Source organism: Actinoplanes sp. NPDC026619 (assembly GCF_040638295.1).
Classification (GTDB): Bacteria; Actinomycetota; Actinomycetes; order Mycobacteriales; family Micromonosporaceae; genus Actinoplanes.
The window spans coordinates 279171-295945 of sequence record NZ_JBEZYA010000005.1 but is presented as its reverse complement, the minus strand read 5'-3'; the positions used below and the strand labels follow the sequence as shown (position 1 = coordinate 295945).

Sequence of the window (16775 nt, the reverse complement as noted above, 5' to 3'; positions counted from 1 at the left end):
CTCGTCACCCACCTCAGCCGACGGTGGCGGAATCATCCTCCGGCCAGTCCGGACACCGCTGCGTAGAGCAGGAAGCCGACCACGACCAGGCCGAACACCTGGACCGGGACGATGCGTTCGTCGGGTCGTCGATCGGTCGCCGTACGCGTGCTCTCCGGGTGGGAGGGAGGTGGCCTGTCCTCGTGGGTGGCTGCCGGCACCGTGGGCCTCGTCTCGCCGGCTGTCCCGGCGAACCAGGCCAGGCCCAGGATTCCGGCGACCCCGGCCGCGGCGCCGGCGAGCGCACTGATCGTGTCCGTGCGGTCCGGTAGTTCGCCGCCGGTCAGCGCCGGGGCGACGGTGGCCAGGGCGCACAGGGCCAGGAACAACGGAACGGCGACGAGGAGCAGTCGCGCGGGACGCCAGCGGGGGCGGGTGACGGGTGGAGCCGGTTCTGGGTGGTCGGCTGGCGGGCTCATCTGACGGCTCCGGAGGCGAGTAGGGCGGTGGTGGGCAGGGCCAGGCGGCCGTCGGGGGTGCGGTAGGGGGCGGTCTGCTGGTCGTAGTGGGCTCGGACCCGGGTGATGGTGGCCTGGTCCTGGCGCTGCAGGAGGTAGCCGGTGGTGCTCAGGCCGTTGGCCGGGCCGTGCCACCAGGACTCGGGGTCGGTGCGGTGGGTCCAGGCGATGGCCTCGGTGGTGACGTCGGTCAGGCCCGTCTGGCGCAGGAGGGTGGACAGGCCGTCGCAGGTTCGGGGGAAATCTTGGCCCGGGGCGACCCTCGGCAGGTCGGTCGGGCGGTCGATGCCGGCGGCGTCGAAGATCGTGGACCAGAGCTGCTGGGCGGGTGGGGACGGGTTCGGCCAGATCGTCACCGCGAGGTGTCCGCCGGGGCGGACGACCCGCAGCAGCTCACGGACGGCGGCGGCCGGGTCGCCTACGTGGTTGATGACGAAGTTGGCCACGGCGGCGTCGAAGGCGGCGTCGGCGAACGGGAGCTCGGGCAGTACGGCCTGGTGGATCTCGGCGGCCGGCAACCGGCGGCGGGTCAGGTCCACCATGGTCGGCTCGGCGTCCACGGCCGTGACGTGGGCGCTGCGGGCGAGCGCCAGGGCGGCGACGGTGCCGGTTCCGGTGCCGGCGTCCAGCAGGCGGTCGCCGGGTCCTACCCGCGCGGCGTCCAGCAGGGCGGCGGCGGGGTGGGCGCACAGCGCGGCGAAACTGTCCTGGTAGGCCGTGGCCCGGCCGGCCCACTGAGAACGCTCGTGCTCGTCGAAGGCGGTCGTCGTCACTGGATCCGGTGCCCTTTCGCCGATTCTTGAACGCGAAAGTAGCCGATGACGCCCACCGGGCCGACGAGGCCCACCGGCCCGGCAGCCGGTCGCCGGGCCGGTGTCGCAGAGAGCGTGGCGCGAGTGGCACGGGACGCGGCCGCGCGGTTGGGGTGGCGGCCGTTCCCGTATCCATCAAAGGGTTAAGGGGCAGGTGTTGCGGTAGTCGGAGATGTCCGTGCCGGTGGGGCCGGGGCAGATGAACTGGTCGTAGCGGGTGTCGTTGTCGACGAAGCGCTTCAGCCAGGCCACCGACATCCGGCCGGTGACCGTGTTGACCGACAGTGGGAAGAGGTGGCTGGCGCCGCGCAGTTCCGTGTAGGCCTTTTCCGTTGCGGCCGGGATGGAGTTGTAGAACGGGATCGCGTGGCTGGCGACGGGGGCGATCGAGTCGTTCTGGGCGCCGATGATCAGCGTCGGCACCTTGATGTCGGTCCAGGACTTGGTCGAGTCCCACGGGGCCAGCGGCACCGCGGCTTGCAGCGACGGGCGGTCCCGGGAGGCCTCGAGCGAGCCGCCGCCGCCCATCGAGTGGCCGGCCACCGCCAGGCGGGAGGCATCCACCCGGGAGCGGGCGTCGCTCTGCGTGGTCAGGTAATTGAGGGCGGCCAGGAGCTCGTCGCCGCGCTGGTCCGGCTGATCGAGGGTGGTGAGGGTGTCGATGCCGATCACCACGAAGCCGTGCGAGGCGATGCGCGGGCCCAGCCAGCTGATCTGCGACCAGTACTCGGTGAACCCGGGGGCGATGGCCACCCCGCCGAAGGTGCCGTCGGCGGTCGAGGTGGGGTAATAGACGGTGCCGCCGCCGAAGCCGCTCGCTCCGGTGACCCTGGACTGGGAGACGGCGTAGGGGCCCTGCGACGCGTCCAGGGCGGCGGTCGTGGGGGCGGGGCCGCGCTGGTAGGGGTTGTCCGCCGCGATTGCTGCCTGGGCCGGGGCGACGGCCAGGACTACGGCGGCCAGGGTGGCAAGTGCTTTCAGTCGGTTCACCAGGGACGCTCCCGATCGTTGGGGATTTATGACGATCAGTGTTCGTTCGGGGTGTTGGTCGGCGCATCGGCGAAATCACCGGCCTGGTAACGGCACGGAAATATTCGGCAGGTGAAACGTCCCTTTCGGTCGGTCTGGTGGGTGGGCGAGACTCGGGACATGCTTGATGCACTGTCGGTGCAAGAACTGGTCGTCTATCTCGGTGCGCCCGGGGCGGGGCGGAGTTCGGTTCTGCGGGCTGCGGTCGGCATAGCGGGTGCGCGGACCGTTCTGGCCGCTCCCGGCCTCTGTGACGAATCGGAAATGTCGTATTCGGGGCTGCAGCGGCTTCTCGCGCCGGTGCTGGGGGAGCTGCCCGGACTCGGGCATGACGGATTTATCCGGGCGATGGACGGCAGGTCGCCGGGAGACTGCCGGCTGCGGATCGGGATGTCGGTCGTCACGCTGCTGCGGGCGGTGGCGGCGCGGCGCGGGCCGGTCCTCTGCGTGGTCGACGACGCCGACCTGATGGATTTTCCGTCCTGGCAGCTGATCAAGCTGGCGGCCCGGCGGGCTCCGATCGGGCTTCTCGCCAGCGCGGTCGACTCGCCTGCGGGCCGGGAGGTCGCTTCGGGGCTTTCCGTCCGCCTGGTGGCGGCGCTCGATCCGCCGGCCGGGCATGCGCTGCTGCGGCAGGTGGCGCCGGACATCGCGGACGACGTGGCCACCGCGATCGTCGAACTCGCGGGCGGAAATCCGGGGGCCTTGGTCGAGCTGGGCGAAGGGCTCACGGCGGAGCAGCGGCGGGGATTCGCGCCGCTGCCGTCGAGTTTGCCGTCGTCGAGTGCGCTCGGGCATCGGCTGCGGGCGCTGGTGGCGGCCTTGCCGCCGCGGACCCGGGAACTGCTGCTGCTGGCTGCCGCGCCGCCGCACGCCGGGGTGGGTGAGCTGGCCGTCGCGTCCCGGCACATCGGGGTGGCGGGGCTGGGCGCGCGGCGTCGGCCGTCGCCGGCGGCCGGGTTGGTGGGGCCTGAGTTGCCGGGGGCCGTGCTGCCGGGAGCCGAGTCCGGGGACGGTGGGCTGCGTGACCTTGAGCCGGCTGAGCGGGCCGGTCTCGTTGAGGTGGTCGGGGCCGAGGTGCGGTTCCGGCCGGCGGTGCTGCGGGCGATCGTGTACCAGGATGCTCCGATCGGCCGCCGGCGCGACGCTCACCTTGCGCTCGCCCGGACTCTTGCGGCCCGCGGCCGGCGCCGGCCGGCTCTGCTGCATCGCGCCGCGGTGACCGGTTCGCCCGACGAGGCACTGGCCCGCGAGCTCAGCGAGGCTTCCGCCGGTGCGGCGCCTGCGGAGGCGGCGATTGCTTTGCGGTACGCGGCGGAACTCACCGACAACCCGGCCCCGGCCCTGCTCGGCGCGGCCCGGGCGGCCTGGATGGCGGGCCGGCCCCAGGACGCGGTTCCGCTGCTGCGCCGGATCGCGATGGTCGGCGCGCCCGCCGAGGTGCGGTCGCGCGCTCGCGGGCTGATCGCCGAGGTGCGGTTGCGGGGCACGCCGCTCGCCGCCCGGGACTCGCTCCTGGATGTGGCGGTGTCGCTGCTGCCCGCCGACCTTCCCGGGGCGCTCGAAGCGTTGCTGCTGGCCGGGGAGGCCTGCTGCCGGGCCGGCGACCCGGGCCGCTTCACGGCGGTGGCCCGGGAGGCTTGCCGCCGAGCCGCCGACGCGGGCTGGTCCGGTTCGGGGTCGTCCGGCTCCGCCCTGGCCGGTGATGCCGGCACCGCGTTGGCGTTGCGGCAGATTGCCGGTCTCGCCGACCTGATGGCGGGCGCGGACGACAGCGCGTTCGGCCACTTCCGCGCCGTCCTGCACCTGGCGGCCGGGGTCGACGACCCGAACCTGCTGATCCCCGCGGCCATGGCCGGCGTCCTGATCGGACAGGACCGCCGCGGCGCCGAGATCGCCGGCCGGGCCGCCGCGCTGGCCCGCGCGGCCGGCATGCACGCCCTGGTTCCGGCGGCGCTCGAGGCCGCCGCGTACGCCGAGATGGCCGCCGGCCGTTACGACGCCGCGACGAACGCCGCCCTCGACGGCGCCGCGTCCGCCCGCCGCGCCGCCCGCCTGGACCTGGCCGACACCCACGTGGCCCTGCTGGCGGTGCTGGCCGCCCTGGTCGGCGACCGCCCCGCGACCGAGCGCCGGGCCGCCGAGGCAACCGCCCGCCATGACGAGACCCGCGACCTGTGCGACTGGGCCGACGCCCTGCTCGACCTGGTCGAGGGCCGCCCCGCCGACGCCGCCACCCGGCTGGCCGCGATCGTCGCCGCGCCACCCGGTCGCAGCTCGGCGGTCCTGCGCGTGGCCGTCATCCCGCACCTGATCGAGGCGGCCGGCCCGGCCGCCCCGCCGATGGGCGCGTTCGACCGCTGGGCCGGCCGCACCGGCGCCGAACCGTGGCTGGCCCTGCGCGCCCGCTGCCGAGCCCTGCAGACCACCGACGGCGACGCCGCCGACGACCACTTCCGCGAGGCGCTGCGCCGCCACGACCAGGGCTTCGCCCGGGCCCACACCGAGCTGCTGTACGGCAGCCACCTGCGCCGTCGCCGCCGCCACCGGGAGGCCCGCGACCATTTGCGCCAGTCAGCCGAGACGTTCCACCGCTTGGACGCCGGCCCGTGGGCTGAGCAGGCCGCCCGCGAACTGCGCGCGGCCGGCGACAAGGTCGCGGGCGCTGCCCCGGCGCCGGGCCTGCCGCTGACCGCCCAGCAGGAACGCATCGCCGGCCTGGTGGCCGACGGCGCGACGAACCGCGAGGTGGCCCAGCAGCTGCACTTGAGCCCCCGCACGGTGGATCACCACCTGCGCAACGTGTTCGCCCGGCTGGGCGTCCGCTCCCGCACGGAGCTGGCCCGCTTCCTGGCGGCGAGCTGATCGGCGTGAGCGTCTCGACGCACTCCCGTTCCCGGAGGAGCGGCTGTCGGTCCTCATCGCCGAGGCGCAGCTCGCGTTCGCCCTCAAGGCGCCGTCTTCCAGGAGCTCGGCGCGGCCTTCCCGGAGGAGATCTCCTCGGCGGCCTGATCCCGGAGGTCCGATGACCGGCGACTTCCCCGCGGACCTGCGGCCGGCGGCGAGCACGCCGGCCGTCACCTTCGCCAGCGGCGGCGAGCTGCTGCCGGGCGTGCTGCATCTGCCGGCCGGCCCCGGCCCGTTCCCGGTGGTGGTGCTGCTGCACGGCTTCCCCGGCAACGAGCGCAACTTCGACCTGGCCCAGGCGCTGCGCCGGGCCGGGTACGCCGCGCTGGTCTTCCACTACCGCGGCTCGTGGGGCGCCGGCGGCACCTGGTCGTGGGCGCACGTCCTCGAGGACGCGGCCACCGTGGTGACGCAGGTCCGCGCGGACGCCCGGCTGGATCCGTCGCGGGTCGCGGTGGCCGGGCACAGCGCCGGTGGTTTCGCCGCGCTGCGCACGGCGGCCGCCGATCCGGCGGTCGGCGCGGTCGCCTCCCTGGCCGGCTTCGACCTGGCCGAGCTTGCTGCCGCCACGCACGCCGATCCAGGTGTACGCGCGGACTGGGTGACCGCTTTCGACCAGGAACTCCTGCCGTTACGGGGCACCAGCGGTGAGGCGCTCGTCGCCGAGGCCGAGACCGCCGGCGACGCGTGGCGGCTGACCGGCCTGGCGCCGTCGCTCGCCGGCCGCCCGGTGCTCCTGATCGGCGCCGGCCGCGACCCGCTGTCGGTCCCGGCCGTCCACCACGATCCGCTCGTCGCGGCGTACGCCTCCGCCCGCCTCGAACACCACGTCTTCCCGACCGACCACGCCCTGTCCGACCACCGTCTCGCGGCGGCCGCGACGCTGATCGCGTTCCTCGACCGTCACCTTGTGGCTTCGGGCAGCACGCGCTGACCGAATGGGCAAAGTTCGGGTGGTGAGCGGGCTCCCCGGCGGACGGCGCCGGGAAGCCCGCGGTCTCTAGGCCTTCTCGACCTCGACCGGGGTGAGCAGCACCCGGTTGCGGCCGGTCTCGCGGATCTCGCCGGTCAGCGTGACCGTGCCGCGGCACGGCAGGTCGGCGGCCGACGAGCCGACCAGGATCTCCAGGTCACCGGGCTCGACGATGCGCCGCAGGTCGCGGCCGGTGAAGGCGGTGCGGTCGGTGTGCACCCGGAACCGGACGTCCTTGGCCTCGCCCGGCTCGAGCGGCACCCGGGCGAACCCGGTCAGCTGCTTGACCGGCCGGGTGACCTGGGCGAGCACGTCGCGCAGGTAGAGCTGTACGACCTCGTCGCCGGCCCGTTCGCCGGTGTTGCGCACCCGCACGGTCACCCCGAACTCGCCGTCGGTCGGCACCTCGGTGTCGCTGATCCGCAGGTCATCGACCTCGAAGGTGGTGTAGGAGCGGCCGTGCCCGAAGGGGAACAGCGGCGTCGGGTCGAGGTTGCTGACCCCGCTGTTCTCGGCGCCGAGCACCGGCTGGAGGTAGGTGCCGGGCTGCCCGCCGGGGGTCTTCGGGATCTGCACCGGTAGTTTCGCGCCCGGCTGCACCCTTCCGGTCAGCACGCCCGCGATGGCCGATCCGCCCTCTTCGCCGGGCATGAACGCCTGGACCAGCCCGGCGGCCCGCCCGGCGACGTCGCCCAGCGCGTACGGCCGGCCGGAGACCACGACCACCACGACCGGAGTGCCGGTGTTCAGAAGTTCCTGCAGCAACTCGCCCTGCAGGCCCGGAAGGCGTAGCTCGTCGGCGTCACAGCCCTCGCCCGACGTGCCGTGACCGAAGAGCCCGGCCAGGTCGCCGACCATGGCGACGCAGACGTCGGCGTCGCGGGCGGCGGCGACCGCGGCCGCGAAGCCGGACCGGTCGTCGCCGGTGACCGAGCAGCCCGGCTCGTGCACCACGGTGGCGGCCAGTTCCTGACGCAGCGCGTCGACGGCGGTCGGCACCTGGATGCCGAGCCCGGCCTCCGGGTAACGGGGCAGGACGTGGTTGGGGAAGGCGTAGCAGCCCATGAACGTCCGCGGGTCGGCCGCGCAGGGGCCGACCACCGCGACCGTGCGCAGCTCCGGGTCGAGCGGCAACGCCGAGCCGGGATCGAGCAGGATGATCGACTTCTCGGCCATCTCGCGGGCCAGGGCCCGATTGGCGGGGGAGTCCAGGTCGACCTGGCCGGCGTTCTCGACCGAGCCCTCCGGCGTCCAGCCGGCGTCGAGCAGGCCGAGCTCGATCTTCTGGGTGAGTAGCCGGCCGGCCGCCCGGTCGATCAGCTCCTCGGGCACCTGACCGATCAGATTCGGACCGAAGCCGAGCGTGTCGGGCAGCTCCACGTCGATGCCGGCCGCGAGCGCCTGCGCGCCGGCGTCGGCCGTGTCGGCGGCGACCCGGTGCATGGTGGCCAGGAACGGCACCGCCCAGTAGTCGGAGACGACCGTGCCGGTGAAGCCCCACTGGTCGCGCAGGACCTCGGTGAGCAGCCACGGGTCGGCGCCGGCCGGCACGCCGTCGACGTCGGAGTAGGAGTTCATCACCGAGCCGACGCCGGCCTCGCGGACCGCCGTCTCGAAGGTGGGCAGGATGACGTCGAGCAGCTCGCGCCGGCCCATCGAGACCGGACCGTGGTTGCGGGCGCCGCGGGAGGCGGAATAGCCCGCGAAGTGCTTGAGGGTTGCGATCACGCCGGCGCTCTGCAGCCCGCGCACATAACCGGCGCCGAGCAGCGCCACCAGGTACGGGTCCTCGCCGATGGTCTCCTCGACCCGGCCCCACCGGTAGTCGCGCACCACGTCGAGCACGGGGGACAGGCCCTGGTGGATGCCGAGCGCCGCCATGTCCCGGCCGATCGACGCGGCCATCCGCTCGACCAGCTCCGGTTCGAACGTGGCGCCCCAGGCGATCGCGGCCGGGTAGACGGTGGCGCCGAACGCGGTGAAACCGGTCAGGCACTCCTCGTGCACGAGCGCCGGGATGCCGAGCCGGGAGTTGCCGACCACCACCCGCTGCTGCCGGACGACCTCGGCCGCCCCCTGCTCGACGGTCAACGGGACGCTTCCATAGACGCGCGTCAAGTGCCCCAACCCGTACCGGCTGGCCTCCGACAGCGGTACGGTGCCGGAAGCGGCGAAAACGTCCTGCATCGGGGCGACGTTCAACGTCTCCTCAGGGTCGGTGCTGGGCGCCTCGTCGCTCGACTCCTGCATGTCGTTCCCGACCCACCGGCTGCCGAGCTGCGCGACCTTCTCCTCGGTGGTCATCGCGGCCAGTAGGAGCCGGACGCGTTCCGGAACCGGTAACGCCGGATCCTGCCATGGCTGGGGGGCCTGTTCTTCGGTCACGGCGTCACTCCTCAACACGTGCCTCATAAGTACCGAAACTTTCAGTAGTTTCACAGCATGCTTTATCGGTGGTCGAGGGCTTGACTCGGGGGCGCTCGCTCGCGTCCACTCTCTCCGTGGGAGCGCTACCAGAGCAAGACCCTTGACATGATCAAGCCGAAACCCTACGTTAACGAAACCTCACGTTAACTTGCGGCTGTCGTTCGAAAGTTGCAGGCTTTGTGACGGCGGCTACCCCACCCCCCACGACGATCCACTCGCCGCGGCAGGGCGCGGCACTCGAGTACGGAGATCAGCGTGTTCAATAGCAATTTTTCCCGGCGGAACTTTCTGGGTCTGACCGCGGGGGCCGCCGGTGCTGCGGCCCTTGCGGCATGTGGCAGCTCGGGCCCGAGCAGCAAGACCGGCAGCGGCGGCGGCAGCGGTTCGGCGGCCTACTGGTCGCTGTCCGGTGAGCCCGGCCAGCCGATCCGGCAGGCGGCCATCGACCGCTTCAACAAGGCCAACCCGGACACCAAGATCACCCCGACGTTCTTCCAGAACGACGCGTACAAGCAGAAGATCAAGACCGCGATCGGCGCCGGCCAGGCTCCGACGATGATCTGGGGCTGGGGCGGTGGCGGCCTCAAGTCGTACGTCGACGCTTCGGCCGTGGTCGACCTGACCGACTGGCTCGGCCAGAACGCCGCGGTCAAGGACAAGATCCTGCCCTCGTCGTTCGGCGCCGGCACGGTCAACGGCAAGGTGTACGCCCTGCCGATCGAGACCGTGCAGCCGATCGTTCTCTTCTACAACAAGAAGGTCTTCGACAAGGTCGGCGTGCAGCCGCCCAAGTCGTACGGGGACATCCTCGACCTGATCCCGAAGTTCAACGCCAAGGGCATCGCGCCGTTCTCGCTAGCCGGTCAGTCCCGGTGGACGAACATGATGTGGCTCGAGTTCATGCTCGACCGCCAGGCCGGCTCCGAGGTGTTCGACAACGTGTTCGCCGCCAAGGCGGGCTCGTGGTCCGACCCGCAGGTGCTCGAGATGCTGAACAAGGTCCAGGCACTGGTCAAGGGCAAGGCGTTCATCAACGGTTTCTCGTCGATCACCGCCGACTCCAACGCCGACCAGGCCCTGCTCTACACCGGCAAGGCCGCGATGATGGTGCACGGCTCCTGGTCGTACGGCATCCAGAAGTCCGACGGCGGCGATTTCGTCAAGTCGGGCGGCCTGGGCTGGATGAACTTCCCGCCGATCGACGGCGGCAAGGGCGACCCGACCAACACCGTCGGCAACCCCGGCCAGTACCTGTCGATCTCCGCCAAGGCCAGCGCCGCGGACCAGGAGACGGCCAAGAAGTTCTTCTCGACCACCCTGGTGGACGACGACGAGAAGGCCGGCTGGGTCAAGTCCGGTGGCGTCCCGGTCCTCAAGGACGCGGACAGCCTCTACACCGGCGACGACGCCCAGTACCTCAAGGACATGGCCGCGATCGCGTCCGGCGCGAAGACCTTCGCGCAGTCCTGGGACCAGGCTCTCTCGCCGACCGCGGCGGAGACCCTGCTCGACAACATCGCGAAGCTGTTCCAGCTCCAGGTCACCCCGCAGCAGTGGGTCGACAACATGAACGCGGTAATCGGCAAATGACGACGCTCGCTCCGCCCGCCGTTCGCGTGCAGGAGCCAACGACCGCCAAAGGCGGGCGGAGCGGCTCCGTCGTGTGGATGGCCATCCCGGCGCTGTTGATGTTCCTGGCGTTCGGGGTCATCCCGCTGCTCGGGGTGATCGGGCTCAGCTTCACCACCTGGGACGGCATCGGTGACATCAAGCCGACCGGCCTGACCAGCTGGTCGGCGACGCTCAAGGATCCCGAGCTGCCGCACGCCGTCTGGGTGACGTTCGAGATCATGATCATCTCGTGGCTGGTGCAGACGCCGCTCTCCATCGCGATCGGCGTCTTCCTGGCCGCGTCCAAGAAGTACCGCGGCTTCCTGGCGGTGCTGTACTTCATCCCGTTGCTGCTGAGTTCGGCGGCCATCTCGATCACCTACAAGGCGCTGCTCGACCCGAACTTCGGGCTTGGCGCCGGCTTCGGGATCGACCTGCTCAAACAGGACTGGCTGGGCGACTCCAAGCTCGCCGTCGGGGTGCTCATCTTCGTGGTCTCGTGGCAATACATCCCGTTCCACTCCTTGATCTATCAAGGCGCGGTGCGGCAGATCCCGACGTCGATGTACGAGGCGTCGATGATCGACGGGGCCGGCCGGGTGCGGCAGTTCTTCTCCATCACTCTGCCGCAGATCAAATACACGATCATCACGTCCTCGACGCTGATGGTCGTCGGTTCGCTGACCTTCTTCGACCTGATCTACGTGCTTACCGGTGGTGGTCCTGGCAATGCCACCCGGGCGCTGGCGCTGCAGATGTACCAGAAGGGTTTCATGGCCAACCTGATGGGACCCGCGTCGTGTATCGCGGTGATCCTGGTGCTGGCCGGTCTGGTCCTCGCTCAGTTGCTGCGCCGCCTCGGCGGCCGTGGCGACGAGAGCATGCAGGAAGGGGTCTGAGATGGTGTCGGTAACGGGTACCGCTCCCGCGCATCACGAGCAGCAGCGGCGCAACAAGCGCCGGGTGAACCGGCTGCTGAAATTGAACTGGTTCGGTGGTGCGCTCGGCTGGGTCTGGCTGTTCATCGTGATGATCCCGATCTACTGGATCGTCATCACCAGCTTCAAGACCAAGGCAAGCTACTTCATCACCAACACGTTCGCCCCGCCGTCCGATCCGACGTTCGCCAACTACAAAGAAGTTGTCGACAACGAGATCGTCAGGTATTTCCTGAACAGTGTGATCGTCACCGCCGGGGCGATCGTGCCGGCCGTGCTGATCTCGTTCATGGCCGCCTACGCGATCATCCGGGGCATCGGCAACCGGTTCCTGCGGCTGACGAACTCGATGTTCCTGCTGGGCCTGGCCATCCCGCTGCAAGCGGTGATCATCCCGGTCTACCTGATCATCATCCGGCTCAAGCTCTACGACACCCTGCTCGCCATCGTCCTGCCCTCGATCGCGTTCGCCATCCCGCTGTCCGTCCTGGTCCTGTCCAACTTCATCCGGGACGTGCCACGGGAGCTGTTCGAGTCGATGCGCATGGACGGCGCCACCGAATGGGGCACGCTCTGGCGACTGGCGTTCCCGCTCACCCGCCCCGCGCTGGTCACCGTGACCATCTACAACGCGTTGGGCATCTGGAACGGCTTCCTGCTCCCACTGGTGCTGACCCAGAGCCCCGACAAGCGCACGATCCCCTTGGCGCTGGTCAACTTCCAGGGTCAGTTCGGCGTGAACACGCCGGCGATCGCCGCCTCGGTCACGCTGACCACGATCCCGATCGTGCTGCTTTACGCGATCGGCCGGCGCCAGCTACTTAGCGGTCTTACCGCCGGTTTCGGCAAATAGGGCAGTGCTTTCCCGGATCACCAGCTCGGTAGCGAGCTCGACCCGGGGAGTCTCGATGGGCTCGCCGCGCGACAACCGCAGGACGGTTCGCGCGGCGAGCCCACCCATGTCGGCGAGCGGCTGGCGCACGGTCGTCAGCGGGGGCGCCGACCAGCGCGCCTCCGGCAGGTCGTCGAAACCGATCACGCTCAGGTCGTCGGGGATCCGGATGCCGCGCAGCCGGGCCGCCTCGTAGAGCCCGAGCGCCATCTGATCGCTGGACGCGAAGATCGCGGTCGGCGGGTCCTCCCGGTCGAGCAGCCGCTGACCGGCCTGGAAGCCGGATTCGTGGCCGAAGTCGCCGGGCTCGATCAGCCGGCGGTCGAGGCGCAGGCCGGCCTCCTCGAGGGCGGCGCGGTAACCGTCCAGCCGTGCACGTGAACACAGCAACGCCTTCGGACCCTCGACCAGGCCGATCTTGGTGTGGCCCAGCGAGATCAGGTGCTCGGTGGCGCTGCGGCCGCCGGACCAGTTGGTGGCGCCGATCGTCGGCACGTCCGCGGCGACGCCGCCGGCCGGATCGATTATCACCATCGGCACGTTGAGGCGGTGCAGCTCGGTGCTGATCGGCCCGGCCCCGTCGGAGATCACCAGGATCACGCCGTCGGACTGCCGGGCGCGAAGATTCTGCAGCCAGGCCCGGGTGGAGGCGGTGCGCCGGTGCACGGCCGAGACGACGGTGCCGACGCCGGCCGCGTGCGTCACTTCCTCGACGCCGCGGATCAGCTCGACCGCCCACGGGCTGTCCAGGTCCTGGAACACGAGGTCGATCAAGCCGGCGCGCAGCGGTTGCCGAGAGTTACGGGGCCGATAATCGTGCTCCCGGAGAAGATGCTCGATCCGGTCCCGCGTCTCGGGCGACACGTCGGTGCGCCCGTTGAGCACCCGCGACACCGTAGGAACCGACACTCCGGCCGCCTCCGCGATGGTCGCGATAGTCACCCGTCGTCCGCCCACGGCCATCCGACTCTCCTCGCCCGCCGCGGGGGCCCTTCTTCGAAACTTTCGACCGCGGTGCGGGAAGTATTGCACATAGATGACATACCAGCGATAAGCCAAACGGCAGAATGTCTGGTCAGCGACACCGGGCGTTCTCTAGTGCGGATATGCGCGCGGCACCCGGGTCGTCGGGATCTCCTTGCGGAACGCCTCGATGCGGCCGATCACCTGCCGCCGGCCGACGGTCGGCTCGATGCGGTCCAGGCACAGGCAGCGGGCCGCCAGCGGTTTCGTCCGTGGCGGTGATGGTTGCCGTGGCGTCGGCCGGCGTGATGCCGTCCGCCCAGCTCACGGTCGTGTTCAGCCAGCGTCGGCGGCCCACCGTGCCGAGTTTGCGGTCGATCGCCGCGGTGACCTGGCCGGGCTCGAACTCGGGGCTGCTCAGCACCTGGTCGGCCGAGGCCGGTCGGCGCCCGGCGGGGCTACGGTGAGCGCGTGAGCGCCATCGAGCTTGGCGACGTCACGGCTGGCCCAGCGCAGGCGCCCGAGCCGCCGATGTATTCGCGCGGCCTGGTTCGGGCGGTGCTGGCGCTGCTCACGGTGCTCGGCCTCGCGGCCACCAGCGCTTCCGCCCGGCCCGGGCCCTCGCGTCTGCTGCGGCCGATGTGGAGCATCGCCACCACCGACCTCAGCCAGTTCTCGGTCACCGGCGACACCGTCTTCGTGCTCAACGGCGGCTGGGACCTCACCGCGTACGCGCTGGCCGACGGCCGGGTGCGGTGGTCGGAACGGCTGTCCGAGCGGCAGACCGGTGCGACCGCCGAGGATCTGGCGTCGCTGCTGCTGCCGTCCGGATACACGCAGATCAGCCGGGAGGACGCCGGCGGCCTGGCGGCCTTCGACAGCGTCACCGCGGCGACCGTCGCGCTGGACCCCGCCACCGGCGCCGAGCGCTGGCGTCTCCCGGGCGGCGTCGGTTACCGCGACGCGGCCGTGGCGCTGCTGGTCGAGGCCGATCCGCACGGGGGCCGGCCGAAGGCGTTCCGGGAGGTCCGGATCGCGGACGGCGTGGTGCTGTGGACCCGCGCGGCGGATCGCCCGGACTTCTGGATCGCCGGCGCCGGACATCTGCTCACGGTCGGGGCGCAGGGCCGGACCGAGGTGGTCGGGCTGGCCGACGGGGCCGGGGCCGTCGGCCGGCTGCCGGTGCGCCCCGGCGAGCCGGTGGCGGAGCTGGACGCCACTGCTCTCTACCTGCAGAGCCACGATGATGGGCGGCTCCTCGTCGCGGCGTTCGACCTGGCGACCCTGCGCCCGCGATGGACCGTCGACGGCGGGGCCACCGCCCGCGAGGCACACCTGTGCGGCGGCGTCCTCTGCATCGGCGACGGAACCGCCACCAGCGGTTATGACCTGGCCACGGGGCTTCTTCGATGGCGGGCCGCGGGATGGGTCAGCGCCGCCACGGTCACCGGCGGGCAACTGCTGGCCGAAAGCACCGCGAACGCCGGCCACGGCCTGCTCGACACCGGGACCGGCGCCTTCGTGGCCGACTTCGGCGGCGGTTACCCGGTCTGGGACACGACGGCCGGCACGCCGGCCTTCCTGCTGCGCGACACGGTGGACCCGCCCGGCCGGACCGCGGTCTTCCGGCTGGACAGTCACAGCGGCGACCATCGGCTGCGCGGCTCGATCGACAGCCTGCCGGGCCGGACGTGTGTGGCCGTGCCGGACCGGCTGATCTGCCATACGACCAACGGGCAGCTGACGGTCCTGGCGGTGGCCTGACGATGTTCGCCGAGCGATCCGAAGGCTTCGGCGAGGCCGACCGGCAGACGCGCGGTGCTGACCTCCGGTCGGGCGTACGGCGTACACCCGGCCGGAGGTCTTTCACTCAGCTCGCGGTGACCTCGCAGCTGGCGCCGTTCAGCGCCGCGGCGGTCGGCGGGGCGTTACTGGTGCGCCAGCTGCCCAGCAGGCCGACCGTGGCGCTGCCGCCGGCCGGGATCTTCCGGTTCCAGCCGGCCGCGGTCAGCGTCACCGTGCGGCCGCTCTGGCTGAAGGCGGCGTTCCAGGCGTTGGTGACGCGCTGGTCGCCGCCCAGGGTCAGGGTCGCCGACCAGCCGTCCACCGCGGTCGTGCTGGCGACGGTGACGTCGGCGACGAAGCCGCTCGACCACTGTGAGCTGTTGTGCCAGGTGACCGTGCAGGCCGGCGCCGGTGGCGGGGTGGTCGTCGTCGGCGGGGGCGCGTTGGCGGTGTTCGACACGGCCGACAGGTTGCCGGCGGCGTCCTTGGCCCGCACGTACCAGCTGCCGATCGCCGCGGTCGGCAGCGGCGCGGTGAGCGTGGTGCCGGTCGTGGTGCCGACCAGGGTGGAGACGTAGAGGCCGTCGAAGCGGTAGACGTTGTAGCCGGTCACGCCGACGTCGTCGGTGGACCCCGTCCAGGTCAGCTGGGCGCTGCTGCCGGTGACCCCGGCGACCTGCAGGTTGCCGGGCGCGGTCGGCGGCGTCCGGTCGGCGGCCGTGTCGGAGGCGGGGGTGACCACGACGACCGTGTTGGAGCTGGCCCCGGTGTGGCCGAGGTCGTCGCGGGCGATGACCCGGAACGAGTACTGACCGGTGGGCCGGATGCCGTCGGTGATCGTCGCGGTGGTGACGTTGCCGATCTGCTGCGACCAGTAGATGTCGTTGAAGGCCTGGTTGTAGTTGATGTTGTAACCGGCGATCGAGACCGTGGTCGGGGTGGCCGCCGTCCAGGCGAGCGTGACCGAGCTGCTGGTGACCGCGGTGACGTGCAGGTCGGTGGGCGCGGTCGGCGGCGACGGCGACGTGCCGAGGGTCGGTGCGGTTCCGCTCGGCCACGGAGTCAGGTCGCCGGTGGGCAGGGTGAGGGTGGGCGTCGGCGTGGGGGCGGCCGCCGCGCTGGTGGAGAGCGCCACCAGGGCGGCCAGGCCCGCGGTGGCGAGGAGCGTCGCAACCGTGAGCGTGCGGGGACGGTAAGGCGTCATGCCCCCGACGCTCCGGCAGGGCTTAGATGTATGTCAATGCGTATAACGGAACGACGCGAACACCACGTCGTGGCTGGGCTCGAACCCGAGCCGTTCGTAAAGGCGCAGCGCCCGGTCGTTGTCGGCGGCCGCGTGCAGGAACGGCAGCTCCCCGCGGTCGAGGATGCCGGCCGCGACCGCCAGGGTGAGCCGGGCGCCGAACCCGCGGCCCTGGAAGTCGGGGTCGGTGCAGACGGCGCTCACCTCGGTCCAGCCGGGCAGCCGGAACCGCTCGCCGGCCATCGCCACGAGCCGGCCGTCGACGCGGATGCCCAGATAACCGCCGAGCGCGATGGTGCGCTTGCGGAACGGGCCGGGCTTGGCCCGCTCGACCAGGTCGAGGACCTCGGGCACGTCGTTCTCGGTCAGCTCGACCGTCTCCGGGTCGCGCACCCCGGTCATCGCGCGGCCCACCATCTGGACCCCGGGAACGTACGTCTCGTTCTGCCAGCCCGGACCGGCGCTCAGCGCCGGACCGGTCAGCAGCGCCTCGTGGGTGAGGTTGGCAAGATCGTGCCAGCCGGCCGGATTACCCGGATCGGCGAGCGCCGCGAACGGCGAGATGTCGGAGGAATAGCAGGCGGCGTCACCGGACACCTCGGCAAAGCAGGCCTGCGGTCCGGAGAGCGCGGCCCACACGGGATTCTCGAGCACGACTCGACACTGCCCCGCTCGGCGTCCGGCCGCTAGTGAATATC

14 protein-coding genes are annotated in these 16775 nt (G+C 71.6%); 7 read left to right on the top strand and 7 right to left on the bottom strand.

From position 1 onward, the window contains the following. Positions 1–32 precede the first annotated feature (32 nt). The 3 genes from AB0E90_RS14375 to AB0E90_RS14365 form a co-directional block, all read right to left on the bottom strand. Positions 33–458: a hypothetical protein gene (locus AB0E90_RS14375; RefSeq protein WP_360404039.1), complete on the bottom strand. Its 426-nt coding sequence runs from the start codon at positions 456–458 to the stop codon at positions 33–35. Continuing rightward, complete coding sequence (locus tag AB0E90_RS14370) at positions 455–1270, bottom strand: methyltransferase domain-containing protein (RefSeq protein ID WP_360404036.1); 816 nt, start codon at positions 1268–1270, stop codon at positions 455–457. Before AB0E90_RS14370 ends, AB0E90_RS14375 begins: the two co-directional genes overlap by 4 nt. A 174-nt stretch (positions 1271–1444) precedes the next feature. After that, entirely contained in the window at positions 1445–2299 is an 855-nt protein-coding gene (locus tag AB0E90_RS14365; protein ID WP_360404034.1) for a dienelactone hydrolase family protein, read from the bottom strand. 159 nt (positions 2300–2458) lie between these two features. On the opposite strand from AB0E90_RS14365, the gene AB0E90_RS14360 reads away from it, so the two are divergent. After that, complete coding sequence (locus AB0E90_RS14360) at positions 2459–5203, top strand: helix-turn-helix transcriptional regulator (protein ID WP_360404031.1); 2745 nt, start codon at positions 2459–2461, stop codon at positions 5201–5203. 160 nt (positions 5204–5363) lie between these two features. After that, positions 5364–6179, top strand: a complete 816-nt coding sequence (locus AB0E90_RS14355) for an alpha/beta fold hydrolase (RefSeq protein ID WP_360404028.1) — start codon at positions 5364–5366, stop codon at positions 6177–6179. Between the two features lie 66 nt (positions 6180–6245). Here the strand turns inward: AB0E90_RS14355 and AB0E90_RS14350 are convergent, their stop codons facing one another. Beyond that, positions 6246–8603 (bottom strand): glycoside hydrolase family 3 N-terminal domain-containing protein, encoded by a 2358-nt coding sequence (locus tag AB0E90_RS14350; RefSeq protein ID WP_360404025.1) that lies wholly within the window; start codon positions 8601–8603, stop codon positions 6246–6248. Between the two features lie 297 nt (positions 8604–8900). On the opposite strand from AB0E90_RS14350, the gene AB0E90_RS14345 reads away from it, so the two are divergent. The 3 genes from AB0E90_RS14345 to AB0E90_RS14335 are packed head-to-tail and all read left to right on the top strand — an operon-like array spanning position 8901 to position 12047. Beyond that, on the top strand, positions 8901–10235 hold the full coding sequence (locus tag AB0E90_RS14345; protein WP_360404022.1) for an extracellular solute-binding protein: 1335 nt from the start codon (positions 8901–8903) through the stop codon (positions 10233–10235). Further along, complete coding sequence (locus AB0E90_RS14340; protein ID WP_360404019.1) at positions 10232–11155, top strand: sugar ABC transporter permease; 924 nt, start codon at positions 10232–10234, stop codon at positions 11153–11155. Before AB0E90_RS14345 ends, AB0E90_RS14340 begins: the two co-directional genes overlap by 4 nt. Position 11156: 1 nt before the next feature. Beyond that, on the top strand, positions 11157–12047 hold the full coding sequence (locus tag AB0E90_RS14335; RefSeq protein WP_360404016.1) for a carbohydrate ABC transporter permease: 891 nt from the start codon (positions 11157–11159) through the stop codon (positions 12045–12047). On the opposite strand, the gene AB0E90_RS14330 is transcribed toward AB0E90_RS14335, so the two are convergent. Beyond that, positions 12012–13049 (bottom strand): LacI family DNA-binding transcriptional regulator, encoded by a 1038-nt coding sequence (locus AB0E90_RS14330; RefSeq protein ID WP_360404013.1) that lies wholly within the window; start codon positions 13047–13049, stop codon positions 12012–12014. The genes AB0E90_RS14335 and AB0E90_RS14330 overlap by 36 nt on opposite strands. Positions 13050–13321: 272 nt before the next feature. Between AB0E90_RS14330 and AB0E90_RS14325 the strand changes: the two genes are divergently transcribed. Together AB0E90_RS14325 and AB0E90_RS14320 are read left to right on the top strand one after the other, a co-directional pair. Further along, positions 13322–13516 (top strand): hypothetical protein, encoded by a 195-nt coding sequence (locus AB0E90_RS14325; protein WP_360404010.1) that lies wholly within the window; start codon positions 13322–13324, stop codon positions 13514–13516. Between the two features lie 4 nt (positions 13517–13520). Continuing rightward, complete coding sequence (locus tag AB0E90_RS14320) at positions 13521–14813, top strand: hypothetical protein (protein ID WP_360404007.1); 1293 nt, start codon at positions 13521–13523, stop codon at positions 14811–14813. Between the two features lie 106 nt (positions 14814–14919). On the opposite strand, the gene AB0E90_RS14315 is transcribed toward AB0E90_RS14320, so the two are convergent. Next, entirely contained in the window at positions 14920–16038 is a 1119-nt protein-coding gene (locus tag AB0E90_RS14315) for a cellulose binding domain-containing protein (protein ID WP_360404004.1), read from the bottom strand. Between the two features lie 33 nt (positions 16039–16071). Further along, positions 16072–16731 carry a GNAT family N-acetyltransferase gene (locus AB0E90_RS14310; RefSeq protein ID WP_360404001.1) on the bottom strand — a complete coding sequence of 220 codons (660 nt, stop codon included), beginning with the start codon at positions 16729–16731 and terminating at the stop codon, positions 16072–16074. Positions 16732–16775 lie beyond the last annotated feature (44 nt).

Excerpts from the sequence above, each read along its gene's own strand:
- AB0E90_RS14375 (WP_360404039.1), bottom strand. The coding sequence starts at position 458 with ATGAGCCCGCCAGCCGACCACCCAGAACCGGCTCCACCCGTCACCCGC.
- AB0E90_RS14360 (WP_360404031.1), top strand. The coding sequence starts at position 2,459 with ATGCTTGATGCACTGTCGGTGCAAGAACTGGTCGTCTATCTCGGTGCG.
- AB0E90_RS14355 (WP_360404028.1), top strand. The coding sequence starts at position 5,364 with ATGACCGGCGACTTCCCCGCGGACCTGCGGCCGGCGGCGAGCACGCCG.
- AB0E90_RS14340 (WP_360404019.1), top strand. The coding sequence starts at position 10,232 with ATGACGACGCTCGCTCCGCCCGCCGTTCGCGTGCAGGAGCCAACGACC.
- AB0E90_RS14335 (WP_360404016.1), top strand. The coding sequence starts at position 11,157 with ATGGTGTCGGTAACGGGTACCGCTCCCGCGCATCACGAGCAGCAGCGG.
- AB0E90_RS14330 (WP_360404013.1), bottom strand. The coding sequence starts at position 13,049 with ATGGCCGTGGGCGGACGACGGGTGACTATCGCGACCATCGCGGAGGCG.
- AB0E90_RS14315 (WP_360404004.1), bottom strand. The coding sequence starts at position 16,038 with ATGACGCCTTACCGTCCCCGCACGCTCACGGTTGCGACGCTCCTCGCC.